This is a genomic window from Streptococcus sp. oral taxon 064 (assembly GCF_001683375.1).
Lineage (GTDB): Bacteria > Bacillota > Bacilli > Lactobacillales > Streptococcaceae > Streptococcus > Streptococcus oralis_S.
Map to the genome: position 1 here is coordinate 666,439 of NZ_CP016207.1, position 17,524 is coordinate 683,962.

Genomic DNA, 17,524 nt, shown 5'->3' on the forward strand with positions numbered 1-17,524 from the left:
ATTTTCTTGTTACTATTTGATATAGATATTCAATTTTCAATGTGCATTACTTGGTGATCTCTCACCAATGGAGCCTAGCGGGATCGAACCGCTGACCTCCTGCGTGCAAAGCAGGCGCTCTCCCAGCTGAGCTAAGGCCCCACAAGACCTCTCAAGACTAAACAAGACCAATGTGCAGTTCCTTATCCTTAGAAAGGAGGTGATCCAGCCGCACCTTCCGATACGGCTACCTTGTTACGACTTCACCCCAATCATCTATCCCACCTTAGGCGGCTGGCTCCTAAAAGGTTACCTCACCGACTTCGGGTGTTACAAACTCTCGTGGTGTGACGGGCGGTGTGTACAAGGCCCGGGAACGTATTCACCGCGGCGTGCTGATCCGCGATTACTAGCGATTCCGACTTCATGTAGGCGAGTTGCAGCCTACAATCCGAACTGAGACTGGCTTTAAGAGATTAGCTTGCCGTCACCGGCTTGCGACTCGTTGTACCAGCCATTGTAGCACGTGTGTAGCCCAGGTCATAAGGGGCATGATGATTTGACGTCATCCCCACCTTCCTCCGGTTTATTACCGGCAGTCTCGCTAGAGTGCCCAACTGAATGATGGCAACTAACAATAGGGGTTGCGCTCGTTGCGGGACTTAACCCAACATCTCACGACACGAGCTGACGACAACCATGCACCACCTGTCACCTCTGTCCCGAAGGAAAACTCTATCTCTAGAGCGGTCAGAGGGATGTCAAGACCTGGTAAGGTTCTTCGCGTTGCTTCGAATTAAACCACATGCTCCACCGCTTGTGCGGGCCCCCGTCAATTCCTTTGAGTTTCAACCTTGCGGTCGTACTCCCCAGGCGGAGTGCTTAATGCGTTAGCTGCGGCACTAAACCCCGGAAAGGGTCTAACACCTAGCACTCATCGTTTACGGCGTGGACTACCAGGGTATCTAATCCTGTTTGCTCCCCACGCTTTCGAGCCTCAGCGTCAGTTACAAGCCAGAGAGCCGCTTTCGCCACCGGTGTTCCTCCATATATCTACGCATTTCACCGCTACACATGGAATTCCACTCTCCCCTCTTGCACTCAAGTTAAACAGTTTCCAAAGCGTACTATGGTTAAGCCACAGCCTTTAACTTCAGACTTATCTAACCGCCTGCGCTCGCTTTACGCCCAATAAATCCGGACAACGCTCGGGACCTACGTATTACCGCGGCTGCTGGCACGTAGTTAGCCGTCCCTTTCTGGTAAGATACCGTCACAGTGTGAACTTTCCACTCTCACACTCGTTCTTCTCTTACAACAGAGCTTTACGATCCGAAAACCTTCTTCACTCACGCGGCGTTGCTCGGTCAGACTTCCGTCCATTGCCGAAGATTCCCTACTGCTGCCTCCCGTAGGAGTCTGGGCCGTGTCTCAGTCCCAGTGTGGCCGATCACCCTCTCAGGTCGGCTATGTATCGTTGCCTTGGTGAGCCGTTACCTCACCAACTAGCTAATACAACGCAGGTCCATCTGGTAGTGATGCAATTGCACCTTTTAAGCAAATGTCATGCAACATCTACTCTTATGCGGTATTAGCTATCGTTTCCAATAGTTATCCCCCGCTACCAGGCAGGTTACCTACGCGTTACTCACCCGTTCGCAACTCATCCAGAAGAGCAAGCTCCTCCTTCAGCGTTCTACTTGCATGTATTAGGCACGCCGCCAGCGTTCGTCCTGAGCCAGGATCAAACTCTCATTAAAAGTTTGAGTTCTTACTCATTTCTGTCACTGACAGATTTATTGTTTTTTTCATTGTTCAGTACTATAACTTCAGTTATAGTGCCCTGCACATTGGTTCGTCTTGTTCAGTTTTCAAAGGTCTTTGTCACTCAATCTCTCTCAAGCGACAACTATATTAGTATATCACAGCTACCTGTCTCTGTCAACAGATTTTTTAAACTTTTTTCAAGTTTTTTTAACCGCAATACACCATAGTCCGTACGGGATTCGAACCCGTGTTACCGCCGTGAAAAGGCGGTGTCTTAACCCCTTGACCAACGGACCTTGAGCTTTTCAACTCTTTCTATTATACCTACTTTTTTACCTTTGTCAAGGACTTTTTTCAGTGAAGTTGATTTTTTCTTTTCTTCACTAACTTAACCACTGCTTCTGTTCGTGCAGTGTGGGGAAACATATCGACTGACTGGATATACTGGAGGTCATAGACTTTTACTAGTTTAACCAAATCTCGTGCCAAGGTCGAAACATTGCAGGATACATAAACCATTTTTTCTGGAACATAGGTCAGAATGATATCCAGTAGCTTATCATCTAAGCCTGTACGAGGAGGATCGACTATCAAGGCATCCGCTCGGTAGCCATCACATTAGAACATAAAAGAGAGGTTGAACCTCTCTAAATTTATTTTTCTTCACTCATTTTTGATTTTACTTCATCATAAGATAGTGCATGGGATTCCTCTTCTACTGTCTCAGGCATTTTTCCTGTTTCGTAAAGAGATTTAATCTGTGTACTATCTAATGTTTCGTATTTCAACAATGCTTCTGCAATCAACTTATGAGTTTCACGATTTGATTGGATGATTTCAGCTGCTTTGTTTCGTGCCTCATTTAATAATGAACGAACTTCCTCATCAATCTCATAGGCTGTTTGTTCTGAAATTGATTTTTGAGGACTTTGTGCACCAAACATAGCATGATTACCTTCGTATTGAACTGGGCCAAGTTTTTCACTCATACCGTATTCAGTGACCATTGCACGAGCCATCTGTGTAGCTTGTTCAAAGTCATTTGAAGCTCCTGTCGTTTGGACATTAAAGATAATCTCTTCAGCTACACGACCACCCATCAAACCTGCCAATTGCTCTTTCATGTCTTCTTTAGATAGAAGCATTTGATCCTCTTTAGGAAGTGCAATCATGTAACCACCTGCACGTCCACGTGGTACAATGGTAACTTTATGAACAACACGGGCATTTGACAAGACTAAACCAACAATGGTATGTCCAGCCTCATGATAAGCAACCAATTCACGTTCTCTTTGTGATACTGTTTTATCTTTCTTAGATGGTCCAGCAATCACTCTGTCCTCTGCCTCATCAATATCTGAAGCATCAATAACTGACTTGTTGCGACGGGCTGCAACCAAGGCTGCCTCATTTAGAACATTTTCCAAGTCAGCTCCCACAAAACCTGGAGTTTGTTGGGCAACTAGTTTCAAATCAACATCTTCTGCTAGAGGTTTGTTTTTAGCGTGAACTTTCAAGATTGCTTCACGACCTTTAACATCAGGGCGACCAACCAAGACTTTTCTATCAAAACGTCCTGGGCGGAGAAGAGCTGGATCAAGAACATCTGAACGGTTTGTCGCAGCGATAACGATAATTCCTTCATTACCCTCAAAACCATCCATTTCAATTAAGAGCTGGTTCAAGGTTTGCTCACGTTCATCATTTCCTCCACCGAGGCCGACACCACGTTGGCGACCAACAGCATCAATTTCATCGATAAAGATAATGGCTGGTGCTGCTTTTTTTGCATCCTCAAAAAGAGAACGAACACGACTTGCACCAACTCCGACAAACATTTCTACAAAGTCCGATCCTGAGATACTAAAGAATGGAACGCCTGCTTCTCCGGCAACCGCCTTAGCGAGCAAAGTCTTACCTGTTCCCGGAGGTCCCTCTAAAAGAACACCTGCAGGAATACGCGCACCAAGTTTGGTAAATCGTTTTGGATCTTTTAGAAATTCAACAACTTCTACTAATTCTTGTTTTTCTTCCTCGGCACCTGCAACATCTGAAAATCGTACCTTGATATCTTCTTTGTTAGCAGCTTTGGCCTTGCTACGTCCAAAACTCATTGGATTTCGGCCACTATTTCCTCCCATATTTCCCATCATAGAGAATAAGAAGAAGAAAAGAATAGCAAACGGTACCACAGAGACAAGGATATTGATCCACATACCGCTTGAACTCTCATGTTTGACTGTTACTTCTGCCTGATGTTCAGAAGCAAGTTTTTGCAATTCTGAAACTGTTGAATCAGACGGAAGAATAGTACTTGAGAATCTTTCTACTGTTGTAGCTGTAGGAGTGAAAAATTGAATTCCTGTTTCTTCTTTACTAGTCTTAGGATTTTTATAAACACCAGACACTTCAATGATACTGCCATTTGGCTGATAGGTTAATTCTTTTACATTGTCTGCTGTAATTTCTTTTACCAATTCTGTATAGTTAATTTTTTCGCTTCGCCCAGCAGTATTTCCAGAGTAAAAATACTGGAATCCTGTCACTAGGAAGAAGATAATTAACAAGTATAGAAATGGATTTCTAACTAAACCATTATTTTGTTTTTTCATTAAAGATAAATCTTTCTAATTTGAATAAACTTCTTCTTTCAATACTCCGACATAAGGAAGGTTACGATAATTTTCTTTATAGTCCAAACCATAACCTACTACAAACTCATTTGGAATAGTAAAGCAAGTGTAATCCGCTTCAATTTCAACAACGCGTCCCTCTGGTTTGTCCAACAAAGTCGCGATTTTAACAGAAGCTGCTTCTCTTGCAATAAACATATCTCGCAAATTCTTCAAGGTTTGACCTGTATCGATGATATCCTCTACAAATAAAACATGTCTTTCTTTGATATCTTGAGTCACGTCTTGCTTGATATTGATGACACCACTACTTGCTGTTCCACCATGGTAACTAGATACCATCATGAAATCCATCTCAATATGCGTATCAATATGTTTAACCAATTCAGCCATAAAAGGAATCGATCCTTTCAAAATTCCAATAAGAATTGGATTTTTCCCCTCATAGTCTTTGGTTAATTGTTCACCTAGCTTTTTAGCCGCTTCTGTAATTTCATCATGTGAAACGAGGATTTTTTTAATATCGTGTTCTAACATCTTTTTACCTATCTATTTTTTCTATATAAATTACAGTGTTCATTATATCATTTTTCGTGTTTTTACTCAAATCACTGGTCGCAATTCCTGAAATTGAGACAATTTCTCCAAATTGCTCAATAATAGGGGTTGTTTTTCGTTTTTCAATAGGGATTTTTAAATCTATAAATAAGCGTCTCAGTTTCTTTCGATAACCATTCAGCCTAATAATATCGCCAGGTTTTCGACATCTAATATATACAGATGTTTCCCGTGAAACCGTTACTTTTTGAACAAAATCCCCTTCAATAGGAATGCCAAAGGAAAATAAATAGCCCATATATCGAACTTGATTTTGATAGTGTAACACAAGTTCATCTTCCTTTTCATCAGCCTGAGGACTGATTTTGCAAACTCGAAAATTTTGATACTCTTTTATCAATTCATAACCATTTTTCAATGGATAACGATACTGGCTTTTCCTTGCTAAAATCTGTAGAACTTCATCAAACTGAGACTTCGTAAGATTTAAGTCTGGGAATTGATTGAGATAGTTCTGGAGCAAGACCCCTTGAGTTTGTTTTGAGTATGAAAAGAGCTCATTCAAATCTTCTACATCAATCTGTTCAGAAAGCTCCGTTATGGCTGCTTGGTAATCTGAAATCTCACTTCCTAGATTTAAAAGAGCAGATCTAAGGCGGGGATTTTCTTTTTCAAGTTCTGGTAAATACTTATTTCGAATACGATTGCGAAAATAGCTGTTCTCATGATTTGTTTGATCTTCGAAATGAAAAATTGGTGGGAAGTCTGTTTTATGAAAATACAACAAAGGACGGATGATTTCAATATCATCAACTACTTGACTTTCTTTTATTCCTATTAAATGACGTAACCGACTTCCGCGAATCAAGCGCATCAAAATCGTTTCAACCTGATCATCTGCATGGTGGGCAGTAACCAAGGCAGTCGCTCCAACCTCTTTCATGATTTTCCTAAAAAAATCATAACGAAACTCTCGAGCACGCGCTTCTGAAAAGTCTCCTGAAAAGCTTGTGATATAAATAGGAAGTTCAGCTGCATCAGCTAACTTCCTTAGTTCATTTTCCTCCCAGTCAGACTCACTTCTCTGCTTGTGATTGACATGTGCTAAAATCAACTCAATTCCCAACTCATTTTGATAAGTAGACAATAGCTGGAATAAAAACATTGAATCCAATCCGCCAGACAAACGAATGTTTTTTGAAATACTCTTTTCGGAGAAAATGATTTAAAAAATCCTGGTCCCTCATTTTAGAACCTCATAGACATCCTTAGCTATCTTAGCAATAGTATCATAATCAGAATTTTTGGTAAAAATAGAAAGAACGAAAGGAGAATCCGTATAAACAATGGCAGTGTCATGTTTAAACTCATCGGCATCTCCAATTTTATGAGCTACCTTAACCGAAACACCTTTTGCGATTCTTTGGTTGTCAAAATCAGTCTTACCTAGAGACTCTAGGACAAAACCATTCTGATTATAAATAGCTTCCATGACTTTTCCAGCCATTTTTGAAGAAGTCAGTTTATCATTCACATCCCAATCTTCGCCCATAATGGTGGACATTTTTTCTTTAAAAGCCCCGTCAGATTGATTGGTCACGTAATAACCTAAAATATTATGAGCAACATTATCAGACTCTTTTGTTACCTTGGTAATTAACTGTTGAAGACTGTATTCTTTGTTATCTTCTTTTTTAGGTAAGCTACCACTACCTTCTGGTTTATAGGACCCAGGGAAACTATTTACTTCTGGGATATACTTGAAGCTACTGTCTAGCGTATATTCCCCTTGATTTATCTTATCTTGAGCGTAATAAAGGTAGGCTAGTTTCAAGATGCTAGCTGCATAAAGTTTGCTGTCTTCATTCACCCCAGCCTCTTTAGCTGTACTCAGTTGTTTAACATAAATAGAATAATTTTCATTCTGATAGTTGTTTGATAAAACTTCTTGAACCTTCTGGATGCGATTGTCTTCTTCTGAGGTGAACTCTTTTGATACCCACCCAACTTGATTGATATGAAGAAATTCTTGTCCCTCAGCAAAGAGAGCTCTATCCACCGTTACGCGTTGATAGGGAGAGAGGGTTGAAGAAATTTCTTTCGCATCATAGGGACTGTTATAGATAACAAACCCCTGCTCCAACCATACTTGTCTATTTTGAGTTTGAACTTGACTTTGATCATAGACCAACCGCTTATCTGCAAGGATAAACTGGTGATTATCTAATTTAAAAACAGGAACACCTTGTCTATTCAAACGCCATTCTACTATTTTAAAGGTGGTTCCAGGAGTCAATTTACCAGACTCCTTGACAAGATCCTCATTAGCATAGACAGCTGTTTCTCCATATACCATTGGGGATTCCAGAGTTTCTTTATAGTAGAATCCATAATCAGACTCGGTTAGATAATAAATTTCTTGTGAAGAGTAAGGAAGCTGTTTTTCTGTGCTAACTACTCTTGAGGTTATGATAAAAGCAGGTAGCAATAAAACTACTAAGAACTTACGCATTCTTCTCTTCCCTTTCTTCTTGTAATCGTAATAAATGGTTTTTAGTTGCCAATTCCTCTAATTTTTCATCTGATAAACTTAGAAATTGCTCAACAACTTCCAATAAATTTTCCATGACATTACCTCGGAAGCAAATCAGGAATTGTGTAAATTGCTTCTCGTTTCTTTGAGTAATAGTACTTGGCGCGTGCATACTTTGCTACATAGTCTTCATCTTTCAACTTTGCAGCAAAGGCGGATTCCTTATCCTTTTCATCACTAAGAGTTTGGTACTGCTCTTTCAACTCTGTTAATTGCTGACGTCGTTGCAGTAACTGATCATAGCTTTGGGCCAAGTTATAAGTTGGTAAAATAAACAACAAGATCATCAAAATAAGGACCCAACCCATAAAACGATTTCGTTTTTGTCTCTCCTTCATCAGGTAACGACGACGTTGATGTTCATTTTGAATAAAAGAATTATTCATCTGTACAATATTTTTAGACATTTTCTTCTACCCGTGTTTCACTGAGAATTTCATACATGCCTGCTGCATCTTCTTTTTTTGTACTATCTTTCATTTCTAGTACTTTAACAAGCAACAACTTATTTCCAAAGCGAATTTCAACTTGGTCATCAACTTTCAAATCCGTTGAACTTTTGGCCAAAATTCCATTTACCTTGATTCTACCTTTATCTGCTACTTCTTTTGCGACTGTACGGCGCTTAATAATTCGTGATACTTTTAAATACTTGTCTAATCTCATTTTTATTACCTCAAATTATTATTGTACCATTTTTATCCTTTTTATAGAAGAAAAATGTTAAATGGGATTTGCTTCCTTTGATTCTTTTATCTCTAATAAACTTTCTCCAAAAATCAGCAAACCTTCTAAAATTTCATAATCCTTCTTGTTTCGGACATCAAATACAACTTCCATTAATCCCTTATTCTCAGCTATAGCTGCTTTTAAGTTCGTTGCAGATAAGGCTTTAAAATAATCTTGAGCCAAGAATAGTCGTTGAGTGACTTTTTCAAATTGAACTGTAATCTTGTTATCTTTTCTTTCCACACGTTCTACAAAGACCTTGTCCAAATATGACTTAACCAAACCAATCTCTAAAAGGTAGGTTACTACATCTGGGTATTCTCCAAATCGATCCATCAATTCTTCTTGTAGTTCTTCATAGTTGACACGATTGTCAATTTGACGAATTTTCTTGTAAATTTCAATCTTATGTCGTTGGTCAGAAATATAAGTATCAGGAAGATAAGCATCAATTTGTAAAATCAACTCAGCATTTCCTTTGGTTCTTTTATTCCCATTACCGTTCCGTTTAGCAATAGCTTCCTCTAATAACTGTGAATACAATTCAAAACCAACAGAATCAATGAAACCAGACTGCGATTTTCCTAGGAGATTTCCTGCTCCCCGAATCGAAAGATCTCGCATAGCAATCTTAAATCCTGAGCCTAATTCTGTAAATCCCTTAATCGCTTCTAATCTCTTCTCAGAAACTTCACTAATTGATTTTTCTGGACGATACATGAGATAAGCATAAGCAATACGATTACTACGACCGACTCTTCCTCTTAATTGATACAAAGTTGACAAACCCATATGGTCTGCATTTTCAATAAATAAGGTATTGGCATTTGGAATATCAACCCCTGTCTCAATAATAGTAGTTGTCACCAAAATATCATACTGACCTTCAATGAAATCAAGTAGAGTATTTTCCAACTGAATTTCACTCATTTGTCCATGAACATACCCAATCGAAGCCTCTGGAACCAACTCCTGTAATTCTGAAACCTTCTGGTCAATCGTGTCAACTTTATTGTAAAGATAGTAAAGTTGACCTCCACGCTCCATTTCACGCAAGACAGCATCACGAATGACACTATCATTCTTCTCTAATACATAGGTTTGAACAGGATAGCGATTGGTTGGAGGAGTTTCAATAACAGACAAATCTCGAATTCCCAGCATAGACATGTGGAGAGTACGAGGGATTGGCGTTGCTGTCAAGGTTAGAACATCTACTTGTTTTTTTAGTTCTTTCAAAGTTTCCTTATGCTTAACCCCGAATCGCTGCTCTTCATCAATAATCATCAAGCCCAAATCAGAAAACACCACATCTTTTGACAAAACACGATGCGTTCCAATCAAAATATCAACTTGACCATTCTTTAATTTTTCAAGTGTTTCTGCCTGCTCTTTTTTACTTCTAAAGCGACTCAACACATCAATATTAACAGCAAAATTTTGGAATCGTTCCTTAAAATTCGTATAGTGCTGTTGCGCTAAAACCGTCGTTGGAACTAGAACGACCACCTGTTTGTGATCATTGACTGCCTTAAAAGCAGCACGCATTGCTACTTCAGTCTTCCCAAAACCAACATCTCCAACCAAAAGTCGATCCATGGGGTGAGAATCCTGCATATCTCTCTTGATTTCCTCAATACTGCGAAGTTGATCATCTGTTTCAACATAAGGGAAAGCATCATCAAAAGCATGTTGCTCATCATCATCAGCTGAGAAAGCAAACCCCTTCAACTGACTACGCTCAGAATAAAGCTTGATTAAATCGTCAGCTATATCCTCTACTTGGTTCTTAACTTTTTGCTTGGCCTTTTTGAAATGACCATCATTTAATTTATTAAGTTTTGGCGCTTTCCCATCACTTGAAACATATTTAGACAGTAACTGAATCTGCTCTACTGGGATGGAGATTTGGTCACCATTTTGATACTGTACACTGACATAATCACGGTGAATCCCTTTGATTTCAATTGTTTCGATTCCTAAATATTGACCAATTCCATGGATATGGTGAACAACGTAGTCCCCTTTTTCAAGTTCATTATAATCTTTTAATCGCTCTGCATTTGAAGCATGTTGTCTTCTAAACCGACGTTTTAATTTCTTTTGAAAAATCTCATGTTCAGTAATCAAGAGAATTTTTTCATCTACAAAATGAAAACCATGTCTTAGATTACCCTCAATCAAGTTTACAGATTCTTTACAGATACTTGACTTATCTCTGGAATCTAATTTGATCTGATATTCCTCTAAAACATCCTCCAACGTCTTACTTCCCATTGAATTGCTAGACTGCAAAATAATAGTGTAGTCCATTTTTTTGTATCGCTCAATTTCTCCTTTTAAAAATGAAAATTGATTGAAAAACTCTTGCATGGGGTATTGATTAAATTGATAAATGTGATCAAACTTAAGATTTCCTAAGCCCTTTTGCAGATTGGAGAAAAAGGTAACTGGACTTTGTTTTTTATAGGTTTGCTCTGTATCTGCAAAATACTGCATCCCAGAAAATGATTTACCATTCTGTAAATCTTCTGTAAAGTATTGTGCTAATTCTCTTTCAAAGGATTCATACTGATTCATCAATTTTTGATAGTCATCAAAGAATACTGGTGTATCTTTTTCAATATAATCAAATACAGTCCATGTTTTATCGTAACATAAGGACAAAAACTTTCGACTATCTGAATGTACTTGTTTTTGATGAAAACTTGACAAAATCTCTTCCAAATATGATTTTAAAATTGGTGATAGAGTCTTTGAAATTTGCTTTTCTAAAGCTGACTGTCCTCGTTGATAATCTTTTTCTCTCAAAAGTATGTCGCTAGCTGGAAAGATAGTGAGGTTTGTCTGATTTTCTTTCGATAATTGTGTTTCGACTTCAAAAGTACGAATACCATCTACTTCATCGCCAAAAAACTCGATTCGGAAAGGTTCTAACTGAGACATCTCAAAAATATCTAAAATGTCTCCTCGAATACTAAACTCACCTTGTGTCTGTACTTGAGTAACTTTTCGATATCCAATTTCCTTTAACCGGTGAAGTAGCTCGTGTTGGTCATATTCTTCGCCAACTGCAATTTTTATAGTACTTTCTTTAAATCTAGTCGGAGAGGGTAAAATTAACCTACTCGCTGCGATATTACAAACTAAAATCCCTTTCTTAGACGGATCACTCAAAAAACGCAAGGCCTCAACCCGCGAAATGATTTTTTCTTGCGAAGACATCAAAAACTCTACCATAGGAGAGTCATCAACCAAAAATGGATAGACAAGTTCCTCTCCTAAGAGAGAAAGAAGATCACTGATAATTCGTTCTGCTTCTCCATAAGTTGAAGTCAGTAACACAATCTTATTTTCCTTTTCTAGACTGCTTGCAATTGCAATAGCCTTGGTAGACGTTGATAAACCAAGTATTAGTTGTCTTTTCTTATCTATCAGATTTTGATGCCATTTTTTTATCTGGTCATTTTCTGAGAATAAATCTAATAAAGTCACCATTTAGCTGTTATACCTCTGCATTGTTTTCTCAAAGTTTTTTTCTTGTAAATAATAATTTACAGCATCGTCAACCTTGTCAATTGACTGTAAAATACCCACATAGTCATCCTGATCAAACTTACTTAAAACATGATGAACAACTGACATGCCTTTTTTAGGTCTTCCAATACCTATTTTAACACGGTTAAATACCTGAGTCCCTATATGTTGAATAATAGACTTGATACCATTATGACCACCTGCTGATCCCTTTGCTCTTAAACGAATTTTCCCGACTTCCATGTCAAGGTCGTCGTAAATAACGAGTAAATTTTCAATATCCAAACCATAGTAAGTCAATAAAGCATGAACCGCTTTTCCACTTTCATTCATAAATGTTGTTGGTTTGACGAGATAAATTTTTTCTCCATTGATGAAAAAAGATGCTAGGTCAGCTTGAAATATCTTGTCATGTGTAAAGGTGACATTTTGTTTTTTAGCTAGTTGGTCAATCAACATAAATCCAACGTTGTGCTTGGTTTCAAAATATTTATCCCCTGGATTTCCCAATCCTACAAGTAATTTGGTCATTTATTTTTCCTTTCGAAAGCCAAAAGGGTTGGAATTTTTTTCCAACCTAATTGACACTATTTATTAAATATTATTAAACGTTAAAGCGGAATTCCATGATATCGCCATCTTGAACGATATATTCTTTTCCTTCTTCACGCAAACGCCCAGCTTCTTTTACAGCCTTTTCAGATCCATATTTCACTAGATCCTCATATGACATTGTTACTGCACGAATAAACCCTTTTTCAAAGTCTGAGTGGATAATACCAGCTGCTTGAGGAGCTTTCATCCCTCGCTTAAAGGTCCAAGCACGGACTTCTTTTTCACCAGCTGTGAAGTAAGTTCCAAGCCCAAGCAAGTGATAAGCTGCACGAGTCAACTTGTCAACGCCTGATTCAGTCAAACCAAGTGCTTCAAGAAACTCTTGCTTATCCTCATCGTCTAACTCAGAAATTTCTTCCTCAGCACGCGCGGAAATAACTACTACTTCAGCATTCTCTGTCGCTGCGAATTCACGAATTTGCTTCACATATTCGATAGAATCTGGATCTGAAACTACATCCTCATCCACATTAGCAACATAAAGAACTGGTTTAGTGGTCAAAAGGAAGAGACCTTTGACAACTTTTTGTTCTTCATCTGTAAATTCGATGGTGCGAGCTGATTTTCCATCCTCAAGGACTGGTTTAATCTTTTGAAGAACATTAAATTCTGCTACTGATTCTTTATCTTTTTGCGTACGTGCCATCTTTTCTACACGCGCATAGCGTTTATTAACTGATTCTAAGTCAGCAAGAATCAATTCTAGGTTAATGGTATCAATATCTGCAAGTGGATCCACAAAGGCGTCTTCACGTCCTTGCTCGCGCATCACATTTTCATCATCAAAAGCACGAACTACGTGAACAATCGCGTCTACTTCACGGATATTGGCCAAGAATTTATTACCTAGACCTTCTCCTTTTGAAGCTCCTTTTACAATCCCTGCAATATCTGTAAACTCAAAGGTTGTTGGAACTGTCTTTTTAGGAGTAATCATTTCCGTTAGTTTTTGTAGACGTTCATCTGGAACTTCCACCATCCCAACGTTTGGATCAATAGTCGCAAATGGGTAGTTTGCCGCCTCTGCTCCTGCTTTTGTAATTGCATTAAAAAGGGTTGATTTACCAACGTTTGGCAAACCAACGATACCTGCTGTTAAAGCCATAGTTTCTCATTCTCCGTTCTCATTTCAATCCCTAACATTATAACACAAAAAGGGAAAACTTGCTAACCCTCTAACTAAGGGTTCTTAGTCAATAATCTTATTCATTTTTCGTTCAAAATCATAGCGACTCATCATGACAAGGTGGTCACAATTGCTACACTTTATTTTGATATCTGCCCCTACACGTGTAATTTCCCAACGATTAGCCTTTTTGCCTGTTGACTTGATGGTACAAGCGTGTGGTTTTTTCATCTCAACAAAATTTCCAACTTGATACATACTACTCTCCTTTTCTTTTTTGATTATATCATAAAAGAGGCGAGCCAGGCTCAACCTCTTTCACTTAATTTGTTCGAACTGGTGTGATAAGCTGCATGAAATCTTCGTCAGTATCTGCTGGCACAAGAGTAAATGGACGAACTGCTGAGATAAAGCTAATAGTGACTTTTTCACTATTTAAAGCCTTGAGGGAATCAATCAAGTAAGTTGGGTTGAAACTAATAGTCAAATCATCCCCAGTCACCTGCTCCGTATCGATTTCTTCGTTTACTTTACCAACTTCTGGAGAGTGAACATGGGCGCTAACAACTCCACCTTTAATTTCAAGCTTCACAGTACCATTTTGAGTTGCACTTGATAAGAGACGTGCACGCTCCATAGATTGACGCAAATTAACCACATCAAAAGTAATTGTAGTGTTAAAGTCTGTTGGAATCAAACGATCTGTATCAGGATAGTTTCCTTCTAGGAGACGAGTGTAGAAGCTAATATTTTCGCTTCTAAAGAGGATTTGATTATTTGCAAAGAAAATCTCTACAGTTTCAATATCATCTGTAAATACCGCTGAAAATTCGCGGAGAGAACGACTAGGAATTACCACATCGAAATCATCTCCATTTTTTTCAAGAGTCAATTTCTTCTGGCTAAGGCGGTGTGAGTCTGTCGCAACTGTTTTTAGTTCCTTGTGTTGGCTCAATACAAAATGAACACCTGTTAAGATGGGACGACTTTCTTGCGTACTTGCAGCAAATGCTGTTTCATTGATAATTTTCTTGAGCAGTTTTGTTTCAAGAACCAAAGGAGTGCTTGCTGAAATTTCTTGGATTCGTGGGTACTGTTCGCTATCTTTTCCTTTTAGAGTAATTTCTGATTTGCCACTTGTTAAGACAATTTGTTTTTGTTCAATCTCTTTGAAATCTAGCGTTACATCTGGAAGACTAGATACAACATTGATAAAGAAAGAAGCTTCTAGAAGAATCGAACCCAGAGAAGTAATCAAGAGACCAGCATCTTCATTCTTTTGAGAAATGAAATTTTCAATAGAAATTTGACCGTTTGAGCCAATTAAAGTAATTCCTTCATTGGTAACGTCAATTTTGATTGTTGATAAAATTGGAATAGCATTTTTAGAGCTTATTGCTCGTTTTGTAGTATTTAAGGCCTGTAGAAATAAATTTTTATTAATTGAAAAATGAATCATGGATTCTCCTTTATTTATTTTTAGTATTAGAAAGTTAATAGTAATAATAGAGTGTATGAATTCTGTGGAAAACTGAGTGCTATTTAGTAAACTTAAGCTCCTAAGCTTGTTTAAAAAATGTGGATAAAAAAGATAAGAAATAAAAAGTTATCCACAAGCTACTTAATTTTCTTTTTGATTGCTTCTATTTCTAAACGTAAATTATCGTCTTCGTCAATCAATGATTTGATTTTAGCATGGGCATGAATAACGGTGGTGTGATCCTTTCCGCCAAATTCTTTTCCGATTTTTGGAAGACTGTTATCTGTCAGTTCTCTAGCTAGGTACATGGCAACTTGACGTGCTAAAACGATGTTTTGAACTCGTCTCGTCCCCTTCATTTCTTTGACACTCACTCCATAAAAATTACCAACTTCAGTTTGGATTTTCTCAATTGGAATAACAAGTATCTGGCGAGCGTCTTGCTTACGTGCTCTAATAGCTTCCGCAGCAATATCAATAGTAATATCCTTAATCTTCTTCACTCTGGCAATTAAAGTGATATCATTGATTGCTCCTTCCAATTCTCGAACATTTGAATCAAATTGGCCAGCCAAGTACTCTAGAGTATCACTTTGGAAATGGTAATCCAAGTGCTCTGTTTTACTTTGAAGAATGGCGATACGTGTCTCAAAGTCAGGAGGAGTGATATTTTGCGTCAATCCCCAGCTAAAGCGCGTGACAAGTCTTTCCTCAAGGCCTTCTAGGTGTTTAGGACTTCGATCACTGGTTAGGACAATCTGTTTCTGCTTATCATGAAGAGCATTGAAGGTATTGAAAAATTCTTCTTGGGTCGCGACTTTTTTGCCACTGAGAGATTGGATATCATCGATCAACAAGAGATCAAGGCTACGGTAAGTCTTTTTGAACTTTTCCATTTCCCCAAGTCGCAAGTGTTCAAGAAAGTCATTGATAAAGCTTTCGGCAGGAATGTACTTGACACGCGCATCAGGAATATTTTTCAAAATCTCATTTCCAATCGCATTGAGTAAGTGAGTCTTTCCAAGACCAGGTCCTCCATAGATGAAAAGAGGATTATAGGTCAGAGCTAAATCTTCAGATACAGCTAGTGCAGCAGACACCGCCCAAACATTCCCATCACCTTGAATAAAGTTATCAAAGGTATATTTTTCTTTTAATCCTGTTTCAGAATAGGGAATCGTTGGTAGTGCAGGTGTGTAATCGTAAGTAGAGACACTATTCGTATCATTTACTTGAGGGGATTCTGTACTCTGAGGTTTAGTGAAAATATAGTGAGGTTTGATTTCAGAATCATAAATTTCAAAACCAGCAGCAATGATAATATCTTTTAATTGCTTTTCCCACACCATTTCCATCTCTGATCTCGGTAGAAATATAGTAGCTGTATTTTCTTCTACTTTGATGAGTTCAGCAGGTGTAGCATAGAAATCATACATAGATCGAGTCAATCTTTCTTGAGCAAATTCTAAAATACGATTCCAAAATTGCTTTTCTTTCAACTAATTTTCCTCCTTTACTATGATTTTAGTAGTTTAGTGCTAGACTTATTTTACCATAGATAATAGGATTTTTCCACAGATTGGGGAAAAGAATCCACAATGTTAGCAGTATTTATCCACAGGTTGGGGATAAATAAGAAAATCCTTGATTTAGTAGGCTTTTTGATAAAAAAATTGGTGGATAAATTTGTGAGTTGAGAAAATAAAAGAACAGCCTTATTTCAGGCTGTTAATAATTCTATCGTATTCTTCTTGACTTGAAAAGGAGATAATAATCTTTCCAGTATCTTTTTTTGAAAGTTTAATTTCTACACTTAAACCGAGTAGTTTTTTTAATTTATCTTCTTCGTCTTTGATGAAAGAATCATTTTTTAGTTGCTTCTTGTGTTTTTTCTCTGTAAGAAGTGATTCTAGCTTTCTCACAGAGATGTCTTCATTTTTAATTAGTTGGAAGAAATAGTCTTGCTGCTCTTTGTCCAAACCAACTAGTGAACGTGCATGCGCTTGAGAAATTTTTCCATTTTCTACTTCAGTTAAGATATATTCTGGTAGGGAAAGCAAACGAATAAAATTAGTGATATAAGGACGAGATTTCCCCATTTTATCTGCTATCTCAGTGTGAGTAAATCCTTTTTCTACTAAAGATTCGTAGGCGCGTGCTTCTTCAACAGGATTTAAATTTTCTCTCTGCAAATTCTCAATGATAGACTGAATCATCATTTCCTGATCTGAGAGGTGCTTTACAACGGCTGGAATAGAAGTAAGACCAGCTAAGAGAGAAGCCCTATATCGTCTCTCTCCTGCAAGGATTTCATAACCAATTACAGGAGATTGACGAACGATGATTGGTTGGATGAGCCCATTTTCTTTGATTGACTGAGCCAATTCCTTTAATTTTTCTACATCAAATTCTTTTCGAGGTTGGTAAGGATTCTTTTGTATTTCAGAGATAGAAATCATTTCAAATTTTTCCATGATTCTACACTAACATATCTTTTACTTTCTGTA

At 38.0% G+C, this 17,524-nt stretch carries 13 protein-coding genes, 2 tRNA genes, 1 rRNA gene and 2 pseudogenes; all 18 read right to left on the bottom strand.

Translation table 11 applies throughout. The features are described from left to right. Window positions 1–68: 68 nt before the first annotated feature. A tRNA-Ala gene (locus tag AXF18_RS03350) sits at window positions 69–141 on the bottom strand. 51 nt (window positions 142–192) lie between these two features. After that, window positions 193–1,739: ribosomal RNA gene (locus AXF18_RS03355) — 16S ribosomal RNA — on the bottom strand. Window positions 1,740–1,970: 231 nt separating this feature from the next. Beyond that, window positions 1,971–2,042, bottom strand: a tRNA-Glu gene (locus AXF18_RS03360). A gap of 58 nt (window positions 2,043–2,100) precedes the next feature. Continuing rightward, window positions 2,101–2,361, bottom strand: a pseudogene (locus tag AXF18_RS03365) (23S rRNA (uracil-5-)-methyltransferase RumA); the annotation flags it as partial. 38 nt (window positions 2,362–2,399) lie between these two features. Continuing rightward, window positions 2,400–4,358: an ATP-dependent zinc metalloprotease FtsH gene (gene ftsH / locus AXF18_RS03370; protein ID WP_063641748.1), complete on the bottom strand. Its 1,959-nt coding sequence runs from the start codon at window positions 4,356–4,358 to the stop codon at window positions 2,400–2,402. A gap of 15 nt (window positions 4,359–4,373) precedes the next feature. Further along, window positions 4,374–4,916: a hypoxanthine phosphoribosyltransferase gene (gene hpt / locus AXF18_RS03375; RefSeq protein ID WP_065371477.1), complete on the bottom strand. Its 543-nt coding sequence runs from the start codon at window positions 4,914–4,916 to the stop codon at window positions 4,374–4,376. Between the two features lie 4 nt (window positions 4,917–4,920). Further along, window positions 4,921–6,184: pseudogene (gene tilS / locus AXF18_RS03380) on the bottom strand (tRNA lysidine(34) synthetase TilS). Continuing rightward, window positions 6,181–7,449: a serine hydrolase gene (locus AXF18_RS03385; protein ID WP_001224817.1), complete on the bottom strand. Its 1,269-nt coding sequence runs from the start codon at window positions 7,447–7,449 to the stop codon at window positions 6,181–6,183. The pseudogene tilS and the gene AXF18_RS03385 overlap by 4 nt, the downstream one beginning before the upstream one ends. Continuing rightward, window positions 7,442–7,564, bottom strand: coding sequence for an SP_0009 family protein (locus tag AXF18_RS10200; protein WP_000429344.1), 123 nt, complete (start codon window positions 7,562–7,564; stop codon window positions 7,442–7,444). Before AXF18_RS10200 ends, AXF18_RS03385 begins: the two co-directional genes overlap by 8 nt. A 4-nt stretch (window positions 7,565–7,568) precedes the next feature. Continuing rightward, complete coding sequence (locus AXF18_RS03395; RefSeq protein WP_000041922.1) at window positions 7,569–7,937, bottom strand: septum formation initiator family protein; 369 nt, start codon at window positions 7,935–7,937, stop codon at window positions 7,569–7,571. Further along, window positions 7,930–8,196: an RNA-binding S4 domain-containing protein gene (locus AXF18_RS03400; RefSeq protein ID WP_001234975.1), complete on the bottom strand. Its 267-nt coding sequence runs from the start codon at window positions 8,194–8,196 to the stop codon at window positions 7,930–7,932. The genes AXF18_RS03395 and AXF18_RS03400 overlap by 8 nt, the downstream gene beginning before the upstream one ends. Window positions 8,197–8,253: 57 nt before the next feature. Beyond that, the gene (gene mfd / locus AXF18_RS03405) at window positions 8,254–11,757 is read right to left on the bottom strand and encodes a transcription-repair coupling factor (protein ID WP_065371478.1); all 3,504 of its coding nucleotides are present in this window, start codon (window positions 11,755–11,757) and stop codon (window positions 8,254–8,256) included. Further along, the gene (gene pth, locus AXF18_RS03410; protein ID WP_049479916.1) at window positions 11,758–12,327 is read right to left on the bottom strand and encodes an aminoacyl-tRNA hydrolase; all 570 of its coding nucleotides are present in this window, start codon (window positions 12,325–12,327) and stop codon (window positions 11,758–11,760) included. It abuts the gene before it with no gap. 73 nt (window positions 12,328–12,400) lie between these two features. After that, complete coding sequence (gene ychF, locus AXF18_RS03415; RefSeq protein ID WP_001218702.1) at window positions 12,401–13,516, bottom strand: redox-regulated ATPase YchF; 1,116 nt, start codon at window positions 13,514–13,516, stop codon at window positions 12,401–12,403. A gap of 84 nt (window positions 13,517–13,600) precedes the next feature. Beyond that, window positions 13,601–13,795: a DUF951 domain-containing protein gene (locus AXF18_RS03420; RefSeq protein WP_000285184.1), complete on the bottom strand. Its 195-nt coding sequence runs from the start codon at window positions 13,793–13,795 to the stop codon at window positions 13,601–13,603. A 64-nt stretch (window positions 13,796–13,859) separates the two neighbouring features. After that, window positions 13,860–14,996, bottom strand: coding sequence for a DNA polymerase III subunit beta (gene dnaN / locus AXF18_RS03425; protein WP_000581146.1), 1,137 nt, complete (start codon window positions 14,994–14,996; stop codon window positions 13,860–13,862). A 158-nt stretch (window positions 14,997–15,154) separates the two neighbouring features. Next, entirely contained in the window at window positions 15,155–16,516 is a 1,362-nt protein-coding gene (gene dnaA / locus AXF18_RS03430; RefSeq protein WP_000660625.1) for a chromosomal replication initiator protein DnaA, read from the bottom strand. Between the two features lie 216 nt (window positions 16,517–16,732). After that, on the bottom strand, window positions 16,733–17,491 hold the full coding sequence (locus AXF18_RS03435) for a ParB/RepB/Spo0J family partition protein (RefSeq protein WP_000410363.1): 759 nt from the start codon (window positions 17,489–17,491) through the stop codon (window positions 16,733–16,735). Between the last annotated feature and the right edge of the window lie 33 nt (window positions 17,492–17,524).